Consider the following 17,554-nt stretch of genomic DNA (forward strand, 5'->3'; position numbering starts at 1 on the left):
GGGCTGCCTGGCCCCGCAGCTCCCCACGGGCCCCGACCCTCCGTCGAAAGGCGGCAACCGTGCCCGACGTCCCGTCCTCCGCGCTCCCCCCGCACGTCTCGCTCCGGATCGCGGTCACCACGGGCCGGCGCACGACGCGCAGCGACCTCGTGATCGTGGGCAGCCGCGGCTCCGTCCACACCCCGCTGGGCTCGCCGGACGCGACCATCAGCGAGTTCCCCGTCAGCCGGCTCTGGCCCACCGTCCGCGCGCTGCTGCCCGCCGACAGCGTCGCGCGCAGCGCGCCGGCCGTCACCCGCGCTGCCGAGCGTGTGCCCGTGAGCGCGGAGGAGGCGGCGATCCTGCCGGCCCTCGTGCGGCACGCCGTCACCGTGACGGTCACGGCCCGCGCGGGCGGGACCGCCGAGACCCCCGGGACCGCCGAGACCCCCGGGACCCCCGGGACCCCCGGGGGCGGAGACGTGGGGGCCGCCGCCGAGGACGCCCTCGCGCTCCGCACGTGGCTGCTGACCGCGCGGGACCTCTACGCGGTGACGTCCGCCCCGGACGGCACGACCACGGTGCTGCGGGAGCGCGCCGGTGCGCTCGCGGCGACCCTGCAGTGGGACGTGGCGGGGGCGCTGGACCACCTCGTCGGCGCCCTCGCCACAACGGGAGCCGCGTGATGAGCACCGTCACCCACGGGATGGACACGGCGGCCGGCCTGGCCGCTGCGGACGACCTGACGGGCGGGGCCGCGCAGATCGACGCCCTCGCCGCGCGCCTCGACGCCGCGCTCGCCGACTTCGACTGGTGGGGCCCCGACGCCGAACGGGTGCGCTCGGAGTGGTCGTTCACCCAGCGTCCCCACCTCGAGCTCGTGGCCGAGCACCTGTCCGAGCTCGCCCTCCGGCTCCGGGCCGAGGCGGACGAGCAGGACCGCGCGTCCGGCGGCACGGGAGAGGGCGGCGCGGGCCCCACCGCCCCGGGCGCAGCGACGCAGCGGGGGCTCCTCGACCGGATCGGCTCGTGGATCGGCGACCGCCTCCAGGCCGGCGGGGTCGCTCTCGGACGCTTCCTCGGGGCCGCGACCGACCTCCAGGGCAAGATCGTCGACGTCCTCACCGGTCAGCGCGACTGGAGCGTGTCCGCGATCGCGGCGAGCGCGCTCGGCACGCTCGGCACCGCGCTCGGGGTCGGCGCGAACCTCGGCACCGGCGTGGACCAGCGTTGGCTGGCGAGCGGCCGGGGCGCGGCGGGCGACCCCGTCGCCGTGCCGACCTCCGACACCGGGCTCAGCCACCGCCCCGCCCTCGAGCAGCCGCGCTCCCTCGACACGATCATGCAGTCGGTCACGGACGCCTACGCCAACGGCACGGCCGAGGGCAGCAACGGCGAGGTGCGCATCGTGCGGGTCGACAACGGGGCCGGTCCCCCGGCGTACATCGTCAACGTCCCCGGCACCGAGACCTGGACCCCGTCGGCGGGCAGCATGCCGCGCGACCTCTCGGCCAACCTGCACCTCATGGCCGGCAACCCGACGGCGGCGGCCGAGAGCGTGCGGGCCGCGATGGAGCGGGCCGGCATCCCGGCGGACTCCCCCGTGCTGCTCGTGGGCCACTCCCAGGGCGGCATGATCACGGGCCACCTGGCGACCGACCCCGCCTTCCGCGAGCGGTTCAACGTGACCAACATGGTCACCTACGGCGCCCCGATCGACCACCTGGACGTGCGCGGCGTCGACGTGCTCCAGATGGGCCACGCGCTCGACCCGGTCCCCCGCACCGACCTGGAGGGACTCGGCACGTCCCCCACCCCGACGAGCCGGCACGTGGACCTGCCGAGCCCCGGCGCCTGGAACGACGTGCTCACCAACCACAGCCACGAGGCCTACATCCGCTCCGTGCACGACGCGCTCGCGTCCGACACGCCCCTCGGGGCGGAGCTCCGCGCCTACCAGGCGTCGGGATCGATGGCGCCGTTCCTCGTCGGGCCGGGCGGTGCGGCGACCGCCGTCGACGTACCGGTCGAGCGACTCCCCGACTGAGGGTCCCGCCCACCGCGCGGATCGGCGAGGATGGCCCGATGGGGTGGATGACGCGGTTGCTGGGCGGTTCCGGGCGCAGCGACGCGCAGGTCGAGGCGCAGCTCGTCAGCGCCGTGCGCGCCCTGCCGGGCGTCACCGACTCCGACCTCGTGCTCCGCACGGACGCCAGCGGTGGCGGATCCCTGCGCGGACACGTCGCGGTCACCGGTCCCGCTGCCTTCGAGCAGGCCCTCGCGGCCGTCGGGCGGGTGCTCGGTCGGGACGGGGGCCGGATCGCCGTGTACGCCGTGGGGCGGCTCCCCGACGGCAGCGTGGTGGCGCCCACCGACGTCGGGTTCCGGTCGCGACCCTCGGGTGCGGAGCTCCACGAGCGCTACCGCTGACCCTCCGGCGACCGGGGAGCGGCACCTCCGACCGGGTGAGACGGCTATCCTCGGGACCATGCCGGAGCGCACCGGAGCCCAGGGCGGCCGCACCGCGGCGTTCTTCGACCTCGACAAGACGATCATCGCGAAGTCGAGCACGCTCGCCTTCTCGAAGCCCTTCCAGGCGGGCGGCCTCATCTCCCGGCGCGCGGTGCTGCGCTCGGCGTACGCGCAGTTCGTCTACCTCGTCGGCGGCGCCGACCACGACCAGATGGAGAAGATGCGGCAGTTCCTCTCCGCGCTCACCGCGGGCTGGGACGTCGCGACGGTGCGCGAGATCGTCGCCGACACGCTCCACAACGTGGTCGACCCGTTGGTGTACGACGAGGCCGTCACCCTCATCGAGGAGCACCGCCTCGCGGGTCGCGACGTCGTCATCGTCTCGACCTCGGGCTCCGAGGTGGTGGAGCCGATCGGCGCGATGCTCGGTGCCGACCGGGTCGTGGCGACCCGGCTGGTCGAGGAGGAGGGCCGGTACACCGGGGAGATCGCCTACTACGCGTACGCCGAGGAGAAGGCCAACGCCGTGCGCGCCCTCGCCGAGGAGCGGGGCTACGACCTGGACGCGAGCTACGCCTACAGCGACTCGATCACCGACGTGCCCATGCTGGAGGCGGTGGGTCACCCGTACGCCGTGAACCCGGACCGCGAGCTGCGCAAGGTCGCGCTCGCGAACGAGTGGCCGGTCCTCGTCTTCACGAAGCCCGTGGCGCTGCGGAGCCAGCTGCCGCCGGCCGGGCCGACGCTCGCGGCCCTCGCGGTGGGCGGGGCGCTGACGGTGGCGGGCGTGGTCTGGACCCAGGTGCGCAAGCGCCGGCAGCCGGCCTGAGCGGATCCCGTCAGGCCGGAAGTTACCGCCCAGGAACCCTTGCGTGACCCAGGTCACAGAGGCACAGTGGGAGCCACGCAGCACCCCGGATCCGGACCGGAAAATCCACAGAGGCTTCACGCTCCACCCAGGTACCCACGCGGCGACCCACCCTTCTGACAGGGCGCATGTCGACGGGAGACTCCCGAGGCTGCATACGAGTGCACGCTTGGTAGCCAGTGGCGGTGCGTGTCAGCGACGGCCCCCGGATCCACGCGATTCCGGGGGCCGTCTGCTGTGCTCGGGCAGCGCTCCCCGTCAGCTCGCGTCGCGTCGCAAGGGGCTCGCCTCGGCCCCCGCCGCGTAGGCCTCGGCGGCGTAGAGCAGCCAGGCGTGCACACCGGACGCGCTGCCGCTGCGGTAGCCCCGCAGGTTGGACTCGTACTCGGCACGCACCGCCAGGTGTCCCGCCTCCGGGACCACCAGCGACTTCTCGTCGAGCCCGCGGGCGACGAGCACCAGGCGCTCGGCCGCCCGGGCCACGATGCCGTTGTGGGACGGGAACGGGGCGGCGCAGGCGATCTCGGCGTGGACGACGGCCGCCACGACCAGCGCCGGCACCTCCCGCGAGGTGAGGAGCAGCTCGGCGGTGCTCCGCAGCCGTGCCGCGCTCTCGGCGTCCCTCGGTCGCCCGCGGCGCTCGTCGGGGAGCGAGCCCGTCGCTGCCAGCGCGTGCAGCCGCGCGAAGGCCATGAGCGGTGCCGTGCGCAGCTGGGGGGCGAGCCCGAGCAGCTCGGTGGAGACCCGCACGGCGTCCTGGGCGATCTCGTCGCCCGTGCCCTCGCGCACCTCCGCGAGCGTCGAGCCCGATCCCTCCAGCACCGCGCTGGCGTGCGCACCCCGCAGCAGCGACTCGGCGGTGAGCTCCGGGGACGTGCGGCGCAGCCCCCGGTCGCGGAGCATCACGTCGATGCCGTCCCGCGCCGCGGCGTACGCCGAGCCCACCCCCTCGAGGGCGACGAGGTGGATGAGCGGGTCGGGCGCGACGTCGGGCACGAGCGCGAGGGTAGCGACCGACCGCCGGAACACGTCGGTCGTGGGGGGGGGGGGGGGGGAAGAAGCCGGCGGACGCCACCCCCCCCCGGGGGGGTCGACGCCGGGGGGGGGGCGGATGATGCGGACCCCGCGGGTCGAGGCCGACGGCGCCGTGAGGGCGTTGCCGTCGATCCAGACCGTGATCAGGTGGTTGCCCACCCGGCCGGGGGGCATCTTGAAGTTCGCGCGACCGCTGACGACGAGGACCTGGTAGCCCTTGCCGCCGTAGGAGATGTTCGCGCGACCCGTGTAGGGGACCCCGCTGGAGTTGCCGACCTGGATCCCGAGGGTCGGCGTGGCGCCGGCCTTCACCGGGTTCGGCACCGTCAGCAGGACCACGGACGGCGCACGGCCGATCGTGACCCGCACGCCGACGGCGGAGCGGGCGGTCTGGGCGTCACCGCTGTAGTAGAAGCCGATGTTGTAGGTGCCCGGCTTCCAGTTGCTCGGCACGGTGGGACGGGCGACGCCGTTGACGACCGTGGCCGTCTGGCGGTAGCCGTTCCAGCGCATCTCGACCGTGCCGGTCGCGGTGGCGTCCGACGTGATGCGGATCGGGACCTGCACGCCCTTGCCGACGGTGGTGGTGACGGCCGTGGCCGGACCGGTGGCGGTGGAGGCGGTGCGCTCGTCGACGACGGCGATCGGGCCGACGGCCGTGCCCGTGGGCTCGGCGACCAGGTAGATCTCGTCGCCCTCGTAGGCCGACAGCGGGACCTCGACGGCGATCGTCGCCGCGCCGGCGGTGACCGTGGCCTCGCCGGCGACGTCGACGACCTCGCCCTCCTCGTCGACCACGTAGGCCGTGAGGTCGGTGTTCGCGGGCGAGCCCAGCGAGGTGAGGTCGAGGTTGCTCACGCTGATCTCGGCGGCGTCGCCGATCCCGAGCACGGTGGGCATGCCGGGCGCGACGATCTGGTGCTTGGCGAAGTCGGGCTCGATCGGGCTGGCGTCGTCGAGGTAGGAGAACCAGAGCTCACGGTCGACGAGACCGGTGTCGCGCGTGGTGCCCTCCTTGAAGGCAGTGAAGCTGTCGCCGCCGCCCGCGAGGAAGCTGAACGTCGAGACCGTGTAGGTCTCCTCGGGCTGGACGAGCACGCCGTCGACCCAGATGTTCTCGACGCGGCTGCCGGCCGGGGCCGACGGGTTCGTCGTGATCGCGACGTTGTCGGACGTGCCGAGGCGCAGCGTCGAGCTGCGACCCTCGACGGGCCACTGCTGCTCGAAGACCTGCGCGAGCTCGGCACCCGTGAGCTCGACGAGCGAGACGTTGTTGAGGAAGGGCAGCACGTTGTTGGCCTCGGCGACGGTGACGACGCCGTCGGTGTTGGCCGGGTTGCTCGCCGTGTTGCCCGCGAACAGCAGGTCGTCGCGCAGGCCACCGGGGTTGGTGATGCCGAGGTCGGGCGTGCCGATGTTCTCCGGGACGCCGTCGCGCAGCGCGTTGCCGACGAGGGTGCCGAGGGTCGACTCGACGGAGCGGTCCGTCGTGCCCGGGGCGCTGTAGGCGCGGGTGATGTCGGCCGTGATCTCGCCGACCGGCTCGTTGCCCACCTCGGCCGCGTACTCCAGGGCCTCCTTGGTGATCGCGTCGACCGCGGCCACGCGCGGCAGCGTGGTGTCGGCGGTGGCGACGCGGGCGACGTTCTGCTGCGTGTACGCCGTGACCTCGCCGGTCTCGCTGTCGACCGTGAGGTTGACCTGGCCGATGTTCTCGCCGTACTGGCCCGTCTGCAGCACCGGACGCGTGCGCTCCGTGCCGGGGACCGGCGCGTCGTACGCGTACTTCTGGTGGGTGTGGCCCGTGAAGATCACGTCGACCGCGGCGCTCGTCCCGTCGACGATCTCGGCGAACTCGGGACGGTCGGCCTTGGCCGCGTCGAGCCCGGTCGTCAGGTTCGCGCCCTCGTGGTACTGCGCGACGATGACGTCGGCCTCGCCGTTGCTGGCGTCGCCGTCGGAGAGCTGGGCCGCGACGCGGTTGACCGCCTCGACGGGGTCGCCGAAGTCGATGGTCTCGATGCCCGAGGGCGAGACGATGTCGGCCGTCTCGAGCGTCACGGCGCCGACGACGCCGACGGTCAGGCCGCCGACCTCGAACTCGGCGTACTCCGGCAGGGCCGGCGTGTCCGTGCCCTTCTCGTAGACGTTCGCCCCGAGGTAGTCGAAGTCGACCGTGTCCGCGACGAGACCGGTGAGGTTGTCGTAGCCCTGGTCGAACTCGTGGTTGCCCACGCCCGACGTCGCGACCTCGAGGGCGTTGAGCACCTCGAGCGTCGGCACGTCCTCCTGCACGGCCGAGGCGAAGATGCTCGCCCCGATGCTGTCGCCGTTGCTCATGAGGAGCGTGTTCGGGTTCTGCGCCCTCAGCTGCTCGATCGTGGTCGCGAACTTGGTGGTGTTCGCGTCGATGCGGCCGTGGAAGTCGTTGAAGTTGAGGAGCTGGATCGAGACGGGAGCTGCACTCGCGGACGGCGCGAGCGCCACCGGCACGACGGCGCACAGACCGGCCGTGACGGCGAGCGCCGACAGCCGGGCAGCGCTCACGCGCAGGCGGTGGGTCTGGGAACGGGACAACGGTCTACCTCTCGGAAGGTAAGGGGTGGCCTCGGCACGCTAACCCGTGAATCTCCTGAGGGATACGTGTACGGAGATGAAGGATCCGTAACGAACTGAGAAAGCGGACGGCCCGAGTCCGTGGCCGACGGAGCGTCAGGAGCGTCGCCTCGACCGTCGAGGCGACGGCGTGGCGAGCGACCGCGTCCCGCGTCCGCCGGTAGCCTCGGGCGCACCATGGACCGCCTGTCCGACCGCACCCGCGCCGCCTCCGCCTTCCCCCCCGACGCCGCCGCCTGGCTGGCCGGCCCGTCGGGGCGCACGGTGGTGCTCGTGGGCGATCCCCGCAGCACCGCGCCGCTCGAGGAGGCCCTCGCGGCGCTCGGGTACGACGTGCGCTCCAGCCTCGACGGCACCATGAGCCTGCCGGACCGATCGGTCGACGCGATCGTGTCGTTCGACCTCTGCCCCGAGCCCGAGGTGGCCGCACGCGTGCTGCGGCCCGGCGGCCAGGTCGCGGTGCTCGTGCAGGCGCACGACCACCGCATCCCGTGGGTGCGCAAGCTCCGCGCCGCCCTGCGGCTCCCCGACCCGGTCGACCCGTCGGGCCCGATGGAGACCTCGCCGTACTTCGGCCCCGTCTCCACCGACACCTTCCGGCACTGGCAGGTCGTCACCCGCGAGACGCTGGCCGACGTCGTGCGCGCGCTGCCGGCGGTGCTCGCCCGCAGCCAGTCCGAGTCGGCCCGTGCGGTCGAGGAGGCCGAGCGGCTCTACGACGACTACGGCCGCGGCCCCGACGGCATGCAGCTGCCCTGGATCAGCCACTGCTACCGCGCCCCCGTCCTCGGCGAGGCGTGGGCGATGGTCACCGAGCGGGCCCGTGCCGCCGCCGAGGCAGCGGCGCTCGCCGAGCGGGCGGCGCGCAACTCCGCGACCCGCGCGACGCCCGTGGACACGGACCGCCCGGCTGACACCGCAGCGGACGCCGGCCCCGCGCCGTACGACGTCGACGCGGCTCGCGACGCCGACAGCGACGCCGACAGCGACGCCGACAGCGACGCCGGGGTCGGGAGCGAGGCCGGCGAGACGACCGAGGCGATGGACGCGGACGCCCTGCGCGCCGCGGTGCACGGCACCGACGCCCGCACCTATCCCGCGCCGCCCGTCCGGCCCCGGCCGACGTTCGACATGGGCGACACGGCGGAGGGGATCATCACCTACGTCGTCGACACCGGCGAGATCCCGCCGGTGCGCGCCCCGCTCGCCGTGGACGGGTCCGTCGGCTCCTCCCGTGCCTCCCGCACCTCCCACGACGAGCAGACCCAGCCGCTCAGCGGCTTCCGCGTGCTCGGCGAGACGAGCGCCGCCGCCGACCAGGACGGGCCCGACGACCCCGACCTGCTGATCCGCTTCCGCTGACCCGTGGCCCGCTGGAGCCGGCGGCGCACCGAGCTCGGCACCGAGGCCGACCGCGCCACCTTCCGCACGCTGCACACCGCGTCGCTCGCCGCTCCCGCCCTGCGCGAGGGGCTGCGGCCCGACAGCGCCGCCCGCGCGGTCGGCCACCTGCGCGCGCTCCTCGGCACGCCCGGCGTGGGCCTGACCGGTCCGGCCGCGGTGCTCGCCTGGGACGGCGCGGGCTCCCACCACGAGGAGCACCTCGCCGCGCTCGCCGCGCGGGCCGTCGCCGCGGGCAGCACGGCGCTGGCCACCTCGGCGGACCTCCGCTGCGCCGCCGCCGACTGCGTGCTGCGCGGCGCGATCGCGAGCCCCCTCGTCGTCGAGGACGACGTGGTGGGCACCCTCGCCGTGCTCGCCCCGCAGGTGACGGGGCGGCTCGTGCGCGCCACCGACGAGGTGGCCGTGTGGGTCTCCGGCCAGCTCGAGCTCGCGGAGCTGGACGCCTCGCGCACCCGGCTCGTCGAGGCCGAGGTGCGGGCGCTGCGCGCCCAGATCAGCCCGCACTTCATCTACAACTCGCTCGGCGCCATCGCCTCCTTCGTGCGCACCGACCCCGACCGCGCCCGCGAGCTGCTGCTCGAGTTCGCCGACTTCACGCGCTACTCCTTCCGTCGCCACGGCGAGTTCACGACGCTGGCCGAGGAGCTGCGGGCCATCGAGCGCTACCTGGTGCTCGAGCAGGCGCGCTTCGGCGACCGGCTCGCGGTGCGGCTCCGGATCGCTCCCGAGGTGCTCGGCGTGACCGTGCCGTTCCTGTGCCTGCAGCCCCTCGTCGAGAACGCCGTGCGCCACGGCCTCGCCGGCTCGCCGCGACCGGTCACGACCGTCTCCATCGTGGCCCGCGACCTCGGACGCACCTGCGTCGTCGAGATCGAGGACGACGGGGCCGGCGAGGACCCCACCCGCATCGCGCGCGTGCTGGCCGGCACGGCGGGCTCCGCCGACTCCCCCGGCACGTCGGAGGGCGCCCACCCCTCCGTGGGGCTCGGCAACGTGGACGCACGCCTGCGCGCGACGTACGGCGAGGACGCGGGCCTCGTCGTCGAGACCGCGCCCGGCGCCGGGACCAAGGTGGTCGTGCAGATCCCGAAGTTCGCGCCGGGCGTCCACGCGTGATCCGGCCGCTCCCGCTACCGTCGCCCCCGTGACCCAGGCCACTCCGCCCGCAGCTCCGGGGACGCCGGGGCTCGTCGCGCTCGTCGTCGACGACGAGCAGCCCGCCCGCGACGAGCTCGCCTGGCTGCTCGAGCGGCACCCCCGGATCGGCCGCGTGGTGACGAGCCCGTCCGCGACCGAGGCGCTCCGCGTGCTCCACGACGGCGGCCCCGAGGGCCCCGACGGGACCGCCCGCGGCATCGACGTCGTCTTCCTCGACATCGCCATGCCCGGCCTCACGGGACTCGAGCTGGCCGGTGTGCTCGCCGCCTTCCGCGAGCCGCCCGCGGTCGTGTTCGTGACCGCCCACGAGGAGCACGCCCTCGAGGCGTTCGACCTCAGCGCCGTCGACTACCTCCTCAAGCCGCTGCGGGAGGACCGCCTCGCCGAGGCCGTGCGCCGCGTGCTCGACCGCCGTGCACGGGCCACGCCCGCGCAGGCCGGCCCCCGCCCGGTCCCCGACGAGCAGGTCCGCGTGGAGCGGGGCGGGGTCACCCGGTTCCTGCCCCGCTCGGCGATCACCCACGTCGAGGCCCAGGGCGACTACGCGCGGCTCCACGCCCGTGTGGAGGGCGAGTCCGCGTCGTACCTGGTGCGGACGCCGCTCGCCACCCTCGAGGAGGAGTGGGCCGACGCCGGGTTCGTGCGGGTGCACCGCTCGCTGCTGGTGGCGCTCGGCCACGTGCAGGAGGTGCGGATGGAGGCGGGGCGGTGCACCGTCCTCGTCGACGGCACCGAGCTGGGCGTCAGCCGCCGGCACACGCGGACGCTGCGCGAGGTGCTGGCCGGGTACGTCGGGGCACGCTGACGTGCCGGACGTCCCAGGCACGCCCGGTCCCCGGCCCCCGTCGGAGCGCGTGCGGGTCACGGGCCCGCCACGGCGGGGCGCCCGTCGCGCCACCGGCGCGGAGCAGATCGACGCGGGCACGGCGGTCGGCGAGGTGTACCTGCGCTCGCTGCTCGCCGAGCAGCTGCGGCTCGGGCTGGCGGTCGTGGGGGCGCTCGCCCTGACGCTCGGCTCGCTGCCCGCCGTGTTCTACCTCGCGCCCGGTCTCGCCGACGTACGGGTGCTGGGGGTGCCCCTGGCGTGGGCGGTGCTGGCGGGGGCGGTCTACCCGTTCCTGTTCGTGCTCGGCTGGCTCCACGTGCGGCGCTCCGAGTCCAACGAGCGGGACTTCGCCGAGCTCGTCGCGCGCGACGAGCCGCCGGGGCCACCGGGGCCACCGGGGCCACCGGGAGCCGACGCGTGAGCGACCCGCTCGACCCGCGCTGGGGGGCCGCGGCGGTCGCGGCGGTCGTCGCCGTGACGCTGGTGATCTCCGCCTGGGGGCTCCGGTCGTCGCGCACGACGAGCGACTTCTTCGTCGCCTCGCGCCGGGTGCGACCGATGCTCAACGCGTCGGCCATCGGCGGGGAGTACGTCTCGGCGGCGTCCTTCCTCGGTGTCGCGGGGCTCGTGCTCGCCTACGGCGCGGAGATGCTCTGGTACCCGGTCGGCTGGACCGCCGGCTACCTCGTGCTGCTCGCCCTCGTCGCGGCCCCGCTCCGCCGGTCGGGGGCCTACACGTTGCCCGACTTCGCCGAGGCGCGCCTGGCGTCGGGGCGGGTCCGTGCGGTCTCCGCGCTGCTCGTGGTGACGATCGGGTGGCTCTACCTGCTGCCGCAGTTCCAGGGCGCGGGACTGACGCTCGCGGTCGTGACGGGCGCGCCGTCGTGGCTCGGCGGACCGGTCGTCGCGCTCGTTGTGCTCGTCGGCGTGGCCTCGGGCGGGATGCGGTCGATCACCTTCGTGCAGGCGTTCCAGTACTGGCTCAAGCTCACCGCCCTCCTCGCCCCGCTGGCGGTGCTCGTCGTGGTGTGGCACGGCGACGGCCGCCCGCTGCCGCGGGACCTCGGCACCGGGATCGCCGGCGGCGGGGACGGCGGCGGGGACAGCTGGTCGACGCCGTTCGGCGGCGGCATCTCCGGGCTGGCCGCCGGGCCGGAGGGGCTCTACCTCACCTATTCGGTCATGGTCGCCACGTTCCTCGGCGCCATGGGCCTGCCGCACGTGGTCGTGCGCTTCTACACCAACCCCGACGGGCGCGCCGCCCGCCGGACGACCCTCGGGGTGCTCGGCCTGCTGGGGTTCTTCTACCTGCTTCCCCCCGTGTACGGCGCGCTCGGCCGCGCCTACGACACCGACGGCGGGCTGGACGGCGCCGACACGATGGTGCTGCGCCTGCCGGGCCTCATGACCGACGGGCTGCTCGCCGACTCCCTCACGGCCGTGCTGACCGCGGGGGCGTTCGCCGCGTTCCTCTCCACCTCCTCGGGCCTCACCATCGCCGTCGCGGGGGTGCTGAGCCAGGCGGTGACCCCCTCGGGACGCGGGGGGCGCACGGTGGCGGGGCGCGGCGTACCGGCTCCGGTGCGACAGCGGCTGCCGCGTTGGCGGGTCGAGCCCGTGACGGCCTTCCGGGTCGGCGCGGTGCTGGCGGTGACGGTCCCCTGCGCGGCCGCCCTCGTCTCCCCCGGTCTCCCCGTGGCGCGCTCCGTGGGCCTCGCCTTCGCCGTGGCCGCCTCCACGTTCTGCCCGCTCCTCGTCCTGGGGATCTGGTGGCGCGGCCTCACCGACGTCGGCGCGCTCGCCGGGCTCGTCGTGGGCGGGGTCGGCTCCGGCGTCGGTGTGGTCGCCGCGCTGCTGGTGCCCGACGCGGGCGGCGGGTGGGGCACGGCGCTGCTCACCCAGCCCGCCGCCTGGAGCGTGCCGCTCGCGTTCGCCGTCATGGTGCTCGTCAGCCGGGCGACGCCGCGCCGCGTGCCGGCCGGGGTCGACCGGTTCATGGTGCGGTTGCACACGCCCGAGAACGTGCCGCTGGACCGGGGGTGAGGCGGGCGACCTCCTCGGGGCCGGTCAGCGGGGTCGGTCAGCGGGGCGCGACGAGCAGCGTGCCGCGGTGGATCCCGCGCAGCGTGCGCGCGGCGACCGTGGCCCAGGCACCGAGGAGGAGGACGAGGAGCAGCCCCGCGAGGACCTGCAGCGCCACGAGGTGCGTGACGTCCGCGAGCCCCGCGACACCGGTGACGAGGGTGCCCACCGGGAAGGTGAACGACCACCAGGCGAGGCCGAACGGCATCCCGACCCGGGCCGTGCGGAGCGTGAGGGCCGACGCGAGCGCCAGCCACAGCAGCGCGAACCCGAGCACCGGCAGGCCGTAGAGCAGCGAGGCCACCTCGAGCACCCGTCCGGTGGGCCCGCCGACCACGTCGGGGGCGAGCCGACCCAGGTGGTGCGTCGCCGTGATCGACTGCCCGAGCGGCCCCAGCACGATCCACAAGGTCGGGACGGCGGCTGCGGCGCCGACACCGTGACGCAGCAGCCGGTGCCAGATGAGCACGATGGTCGTCGCGCTGGCCAGCAGGCTGACGCCGACGAACATGGCGGCGACCGCCAGCAACGTCTGCTGGGCCTGACCGGCGGGCAGGTGCGGGACGAGCAGGGCGCCGGTCGCGGCGCTCACCATCGGCGGGACGACGGGCATCAGCCAGGCTCCCGACGCGGCGTCCACGCCGACGTCGTGACGCGTGAACGCCGCGCAGGGCACGAGCACCGCCGTGACGAGGCCGAGCGCAGTGCCCGCGGTCCAGAGCACCGCGTCCACCGCGAGCGCCGGGCCGGGGCCGAGCACCCGGTGGCCCACGAGCAGCGTCGCTGCCCCCACGGTCATCAGCGCCATGGCCGGGGCGCCGTAGAAGTGCGCCATCACCGGGTCGGCGAGGTGGCCGCGCGCGGTGGCGGGGTGCCGCAGCCAGTGGCCGAGCGTCGCCGCGGCCACGGCGAGCAGCGCGATCGCGGCCAGCAGCCAGAAGGCCAGGGCCGTGGGCACCGCGCCGGGCAGGTCGAACGGCAACGAGGCGAGCGCGACGGCGACGATGCCGGTGCCCATGACCGGCGCGAACCAGTTGGGCCCGATGTGGCCGAGGGCCGGGGCGCCGCCCAGGTCGCGCAGGAAGCCGGTGCGCGGGATGCCGGCGCGCGGGTCACGCTCGGCGCTGAGGGTGGTCATGGCACCAGCGTGCTGGCGGCAGGCCCCGGCGAGAACCCGCTCCGCGCTTGTGACCTCACAAGGGGATCCTGTGGCCAGCGGTAAGGTCGGCTTGTGGCTCTCCCCGACCTGGACTCGCTCCGCCTGCTCGAGGCCGTGGCGCGCACGGGCAGCATCGGGACGGCCGCGCGCGAGGCCGGGGTGTCGCAGCAGGCGGCGTCGCAACGGCTGCGCACCATGGAGGCCGAGCTGCGGCTGCCGCTCCTGCAGCGCGGCCCGTCGGGCTCGACGCTGACCCCGTCCGGTCGCCTCGTCGTGGAGTGGAGCACCGCGCTGCTGGCGCGGGCCGACGAGATGGAGGCCGCGGTGCAGACCCTCCGCGACCAACGCTCCGGCGAGCTGCACGTCTATGCGTCCATGACGACCGCCGAGCACCTCGTGCCCCGGTGGCTCGTGCGGCTGAGGAGCGAGCGCGCCGTGCACGCCTCGCTCGTCGCGGCCAACACCGGCGCCGTGCTCGACGCGGTGCGCCGCGGCGAGGCCGACGTCGGGTTCACCGAGGGATCGGGCGACCTCGTCGGCCTCGCCCGCCGGGTCGTGGGGAACGACCGGCTCACCCTGGTCGTCGCCCCCGACGACCCGTGGGCGGGGCGGCGCACGGTGACGGCCGCGGCGGTCAGCGGCCGCCGGCTCACCAGCCGCGAACCCGGGTCCGGCACCCGCCAGGTCGCGGAGGACGCGTTCCGCGCCGCCGGGCACGCCCTCGCCGCGCCGGAGGTGGAGCTCACCACCAACGCCGCCGTCGTCGCGACGGTACGGGCGGGTGGCGCCCCGGCCCTGCTCAGCGACCTCGCCCTCGCCGGGGCGAGCGACCTCGTCGTGCTGCCCGTGCGGGGCGTCGACCTGACCCGGCACTTCCACGCCGTCTGGCTCGGGGGCAACCCTCCCCCGGCGGGCCCCGTCCGCGACCTGCTCGGCATCGCCGGGCGCGTGCCGCCGCACCGAGCCCGACCGGCACCGCCGACCGCGACGGCGCGGTAGCCGCGGCGTACGCAACGGGTTCGTCCCGCGCGGTCCGTCGGGCCTCAGCGGCCGCGGGGCAGCTGCTTCTCGCCGGCGGCAGCCGGCGGCGCGAGGTGGGCGGGGAACGCGGCGGCGGTCGCCTCGTCCTCCGTCGTGAAGCACATGCGCGCGAAGTCCACGCCGAAGGGCGTGAGGTGGAGGCTGCGGCGGAGCACCTTGGGGAACTTCACCGAGTGCATCGCGGTGAGCACGTCGGGCTGGGCCTCGACGACCTGGTAGCGCAGGAGGTCCTCGAGCGCCTCCGACGACTGCCAGACGAGGCCGAGGCGGGAGAGGTTGTTGAGGTACTGCGGCACGAGGTCCACGTGCCGCAGACCGGCCCGGGCGCCGATCATGTTGAGGCCGCGCGCGACGAGCTGCGAGTTGACCATGCCGACCGGTCCACCGGTGCGGACGTCGACGGAGGGCTGCGGGCCGTCCTTGAGGAGCAGCACGATGATGCGCGCCTCGTCGGGGGCGAGGTCGCCGAGGATGCGCTCGTAGGCCGGGTGCCCGGTCTCCGGGTGCCACACGTCGCGCGACTGCTCGAGCAGCTTGGCGCCCTTCGCGCGGAGGCGCTCGGCCTCGGACTCCCGACGGGACAGGCCGCCGCCCTCGGGGACGGGCGGGGTCGCCGTCTCGTCCGGCAGCCGCAGCTGGGCGACCGCCTGCGACAGCGGGAGCCCCGACGACACGCCCTTCGCGATCCCGGCGACCACGGACGCGGCCTCGTTGAGGTCGCGGGACAGCTCGGCGGCCGCCTGCGGGTCCACCATGGCGCGGGCGAGCTTGAGGCCGGTGCGCGTCGACGCCGTGACCCCCCACTCGGCGGTGTGCAGCGCCGTGGACGCCGCGATCCGGGCGAGCCCGGGCAGCGCGTCGACGGCCGGGCTCAACGACGCCGGCACCCGGTCGGAGATCGCGTCGGCCAGGGCCGTGGGCATCAGGGCGGTGGGCACGAGCGAGCTGCGCCGAGCGGGGACGAGGGCTGCGAAGCCGCGGCGGCGCGGCGGGGGCAGGGCGCGCGGAGGACGGTGCTGACCGCTGTCGCTCACTGACCCCCCACTCCGAAGATCCACAGGTGGAGGAACCCTCCGGCCGCTCCCATGATCGCGCCGTGAGCGTAGAGCATCCACTCGTCCTCCTTGATCGCCGCTCGCATCATCTCGACGAAGTCCCGCGGCGGGAGCTCCTTCGTGCGCTGCGCGATCAGGGTGCGGATCTTCTCCGACTGGCGGGCGGAGAACGCGGGATCCTGGAACGGCTTGAGCGTGCGGCCCACCGCCTCCTGGGCCACGGAGTCCTTGATGGTGTCGAAGCGGGCCGTGCCCACGGCGACCCGCACGGCGGCCCGGGCCGGGCCGATGGCGCCGTCGATGGCGGGCTTGAGCGCGGTCGCGAGCATCTGCCGGGTGCGGTCGCCGCGGGGGCCGTCGAGGAGGAAGTCGCCGATGCGCTCGAGCGTGATGACGTCGCTCGCGATGTGCTGGGCGTAGATCTCCGCCGCGGCGGCCTGGCGCTTCGGGAAGAGGCCCTGCAGCGTGACGGGCCCGATCTTGCGCGGCTCCGGCGGGTCGAAGATCAGCCACATGCCGAGCAGGTTGGTGATCCAGCCGACGATGACGCCCATGACGGGCAGCGCCCACCACTGGCCGAACGCGTGGTCGATGATCGCGACGGGGATGCCGAGCAGGAAGCCGAAGATCGCCCCGAAGACCACCATCAGCCGCAGCTCGCGCGCACCGAAGTCACGGAAGATCCGGACGACGAGGTCGGGGTTCTGCTCGAAGTGGTCGATCACCATGATCTTCGGGTCGAGCAGCTGGTCGATGTGGATGCCGATCTCGGTGGTCACGCGGCGTACCACCTGCGGGAGCTGCGCCTGCACCCGCTCCACGACGGCCGAGCGGACCGGGCGCGGCAGGTCGTGCCACAGCCGCGGGTGCTCGCGCTCCATCACCTGGTTCACGAGGTCCGGGATGTCCGGGGAGAACATCTCGACGATGTGCTCGGCGATCTTCTCCGGCTCGAGCTCCTGGTAGAACTCCGCGGGCGTGCCCAGCTTCGCGATCGCCTTGTCGACGGCGATGCTGCCCATCTTCCCGGCGCGAGCGGGCACGATCCCCTGCCACCCGAGACCGCCCGCGAGGAACCCGGGGATCTCCTGCACCTTGCGCGGCGACACCGTCGCCAGCTCCTTGAGACCGGGCACGCGGAACCCGTGGAAGTGCGTCGGGGAGAAGAGCATCCACAGGCCCGACCAGTTGATGAGCCAGCCGACGACGGCGGTGAAGACGGGGATGGACCAGAAGTGGACCCAGTTCATGTGCGCGAGGTAGTCGCGCAGCCAGTCCAGCGCTGCTTCGAGCGTCGACCTCACCACCTCGTGCCGCACGGCGTCGTTGCCGCTGGTCAGTCCTGCCCGCACCGTAGCGTCCGGAGGGGCGTCGCGGACCCGGTCCGACGGGCAGGAACGTGACATCCATGCTGTCACATCGGTGAACGGCGAGGAGCACGACAGGTCACGGCACCGCGCCGGGTTGCGCGGCGGCACTAGCGTCGGACCCCACCACCACCTCCCGAAGGGCGCACCCCGTGAACCGACTCCTCGCCGCCGCCGCGACCGGCGCCTCCGTCCTCCTGCTCAGCGCCTGCTCCGGCGGCACCGTCGACCAGGGCGACCTCGAGGACCAGGTGAAGTCGTCCCTCACCGAGACCGTCGGCCAGGCGCCGAAGGACATCGACTGCCCCGACGAGCTCGAGGCCGAGGAGGGCGCGACGACGACCTGCGTCCTGACCGCGGACGACGACAGCACCATCGACGTCGAGGTCGAGGTGACGAGCGTCGACGGCGACCGCGTCGACCTCGACATCCAGGTCGCCGACGAGGTCAACTGACGCGTCGAGCTTGGTCGTACGGCGCGGCAGGAGCGTC

The 17,554-nt window shown here is 74.7% G+C and carries 15 protein-coding genes; 11 read left to right on the top strand and 4 right to left on the bottom strand.

The genetic code is table 11. The features are described from left to right. The first annotated feature begins 59 nt into the window (after window positions 1–59). Genes G3T38_RS12370 through G3T38_RS12385 form a run of 4 tightly spaced genes read left to right on the top strand, consistent with a single transcriptional unit; the run spans window position 60 to window position 3,280 of the window. Window positions 60–665 carry a hypothetical protein gene (locus G3T38_RS12370; RefSeq protein ID WP_163772623.1) on the top strand — a complete coding sequence of 202 codons (606 nt, stop codon included), beginning with the start codon at window positions 60–62 and terminating at the stop codon, window positions 663–665. Beyond that, a complete protein-coding gene (locus tag G3T38_RS12375; protein WP_163772624.1) occupies window positions 665–2,026 on the top strand; it encodes a hypothetical protein in 1,362 nt (453 codons plus the stop codon). Before G3T38_RS12370 ends, G3T38_RS12375 begins: the two co-directional genes overlap by 1 nt. A gap of 38 nt (window positions 2,027–2,064) precedes the next feature. Next, the gene (locus G3T38_RS12380; RefSeq protein WP_163772625.1) at window positions 2,065–2,409 is read left to right on the top strand and encodes a hypothetical protein; all 345 of its coding nucleotides are present in this window, start codon (window positions 2,065–2,067) and stop codon (window positions 2,407–2,409) included. Between the two features lie 58 nt (window positions 2,410–2,467). Further along, entirely contained in the window at window positions 2,468–3,280 is an 813-nt protein-coding gene (locus G3T38_RS12385; RefSeq protein ID WP_163772626.1) for an HAD family hydrolase, read from the top strand. A gap of 297 nt (window positions 3,281–3,577) precedes the next feature. Here the strand turns inward: G3T38_RS12385 and G3T38_RS12390 are convergent, their stop codons facing one another. Next, complete coding sequence (locus G3T38_RS12390) at window positions 3,578–6,901, bottom strand: 5'-nucleotidase C-terminal domain-containing protein (protein ID WP_163772627.1); 3,324 nt, start codon at window positions 6,899–6,901, stop codon at window positions 3,578–3,580. Window positions 6,902–7,147: 246 nt separating this feature from the next. Between G3T38_RS12390 and G3T38_RS12395 the strand changes: the two genes are divergently transcribed. From G3T38_RS12395 to G3T38_RS12415, 5 genes are read left to right on the top strand one after another with little or no spacing between them, the layout of a single operon-like run. Then, window positions 7,148–8,332 carry a class I SAM-dependent methyltransferase gene (locus G3T38_RS12395; protein WP_163772628.1) on the top strand — a complete coding sequence of 395 codons (1,185 nt, stop codon included), beginning with the start codon at window positions 7,148–7,150 and terminating at the stop codon, window positions 8,330–8,332. 3 nt (window positions 8,333–8,335) lie between these two features. Beyond that, on the top strand, window positions 8,336–9,490 hold the full coding sequence (locus G3T38_RS12400; RefSeq protein ID WP_163772629.1) for a histidine kinase: 1,155 nt from the start codon (window positions 8,336–8,338) through the stop codon (window positions 9,488–9,490). A 28-nt stretch (window positions 9,491–9,518) separates the two neighbouring features. Next, complete coding sequence (locus G3T38_RS12405; RefSeq protein WP_163772630.1) at window positions 9,519–10,337, top strand: response regulator; 819 nt, start codon at window positions 9,519–9,521, stop codon at window positions 10,335–10,337. Window position 10,338: 1 nt separating this feature from the next. Continuing rightward, window positions 10,339–10,779 carry a hypothetical protein gene (locus G3T38_RS12410; RefSeq protein ID WP_163772631.1) on the top strand — a complete coding sequence of 147 codons (441 nt, stop codon included), beginning with the start codon at window positions 10,339–10,341 and terminating at the stop codon, window positions 10,777–10,779. Next, a complete protein-coding gene (locus G3T38_RS12415; RefSeq protein WP_163772632.1) occupies window positions 10,776–12,401 on the top strand; it encodes a sodium:solute symporter family transporter in 1,626 nt (541 codons plus the stop codon). The genes G3T38_RS12410 and G3T38_RS12415 overlap by 4 nt, the downstream gene beginning before the upstream one ends. Before the next feature lie 37 nt (window positions 12,402–12,438). Here G3T38_RS12415 and G3T38_RS12420 read toward each other — a convergent pair whose 3' ends face one another. Next, window positions 12,439–13,578, bottom strand: coding sequence for a TDT family transporter (locus G3T38_RS12420; protein WP_163772633.1), 1,140 nt, complete (start codon window positions 13,576–13,578; stop codon window positions 12,439–12,441). Between the two features lie 93 nt (window positions 13,579–13,671). Here G3T38_RS12420 and G3T38_RS12425 point away from each other — a divergent pair, with 93 nt between their 5' ends. Then, window positions 13,672–14,598 carry a LysR substrate-binding domain-containing protein gene (locus G3T38_RS12425; RefSeq protein WP_163772634.1) on the top strand — a complete coding sequence of 309 codons (927 nt, stop codon included), beginning with the start codon at window positions 13,672–13,674 and terminating at the stop codon, window positions 14,596–14,598. A 44-nt stretch (window positions 14,599–14,642) separates the two neighbouring features. On the opposite strand, the gene G3T38_RS12430 is transcribed toward G3T38_RS12425, so the two are convergent. Together G3T38_RS12430 and G3T38_RS12435 are read right to left on the bottom strand one after the other, a co-directional pair. Further along, entirely contained in the window at window positions 14,643–15,674 is a 1,032-nt protein-coding gene (locus tag G3T38_RS12430; RefSeq protein ID WP_338037622.1) for an Abi-alpha family protein, read from the bottom strand. Further along, window positions 15,671–17,047 carry a DUF445 domain-containing protein gene (locus G3T38_RS12435; RefSeq protein ID WP_338037623.1) on the bottom strand — a complete coding sequence of 459 codons (1,377 nt, stop codon included), beginning with the start codon at window positions 17,045–17,047 and terminating at the stop codon, window positions 15,671–15,673. Before G3T38_RS12435 ends, G3T38_RS12430 begins: the two co-directional genes overlap by 4 nt. 167 nt (window positions 17,048–17,214) lie before the next feature. Here G3T38_RS12435 and G3T38_RS12440 point away from each other — a divergent pair, with 167 nt between their 5' ends. Beyond that, the gene (locus G3T38_RS12440) at window positions 17,215–17,517 is read left to right on the top strand and encodes a DUF4333 domain-containing protein (RefSeq protein ID WP_163772635.1); all 303 of its coding nucleotides are present in this window, start codon (window positions 17,215–17,217) and stop codon (window positions 17,515–17,517) included. Window positions 17,518–17,554 lie beyond the last annotated feature (37 nt).

This window comes from Nocardioides zeae (genome assembly GCF_010686755.1).
GTDB classification, from domain to species: Bacteria; Actinomycetota; Actinomycetes; order Propionibacteriales; family Nocardioidaceae; genus Nocardioides; species Nocardioides zeae.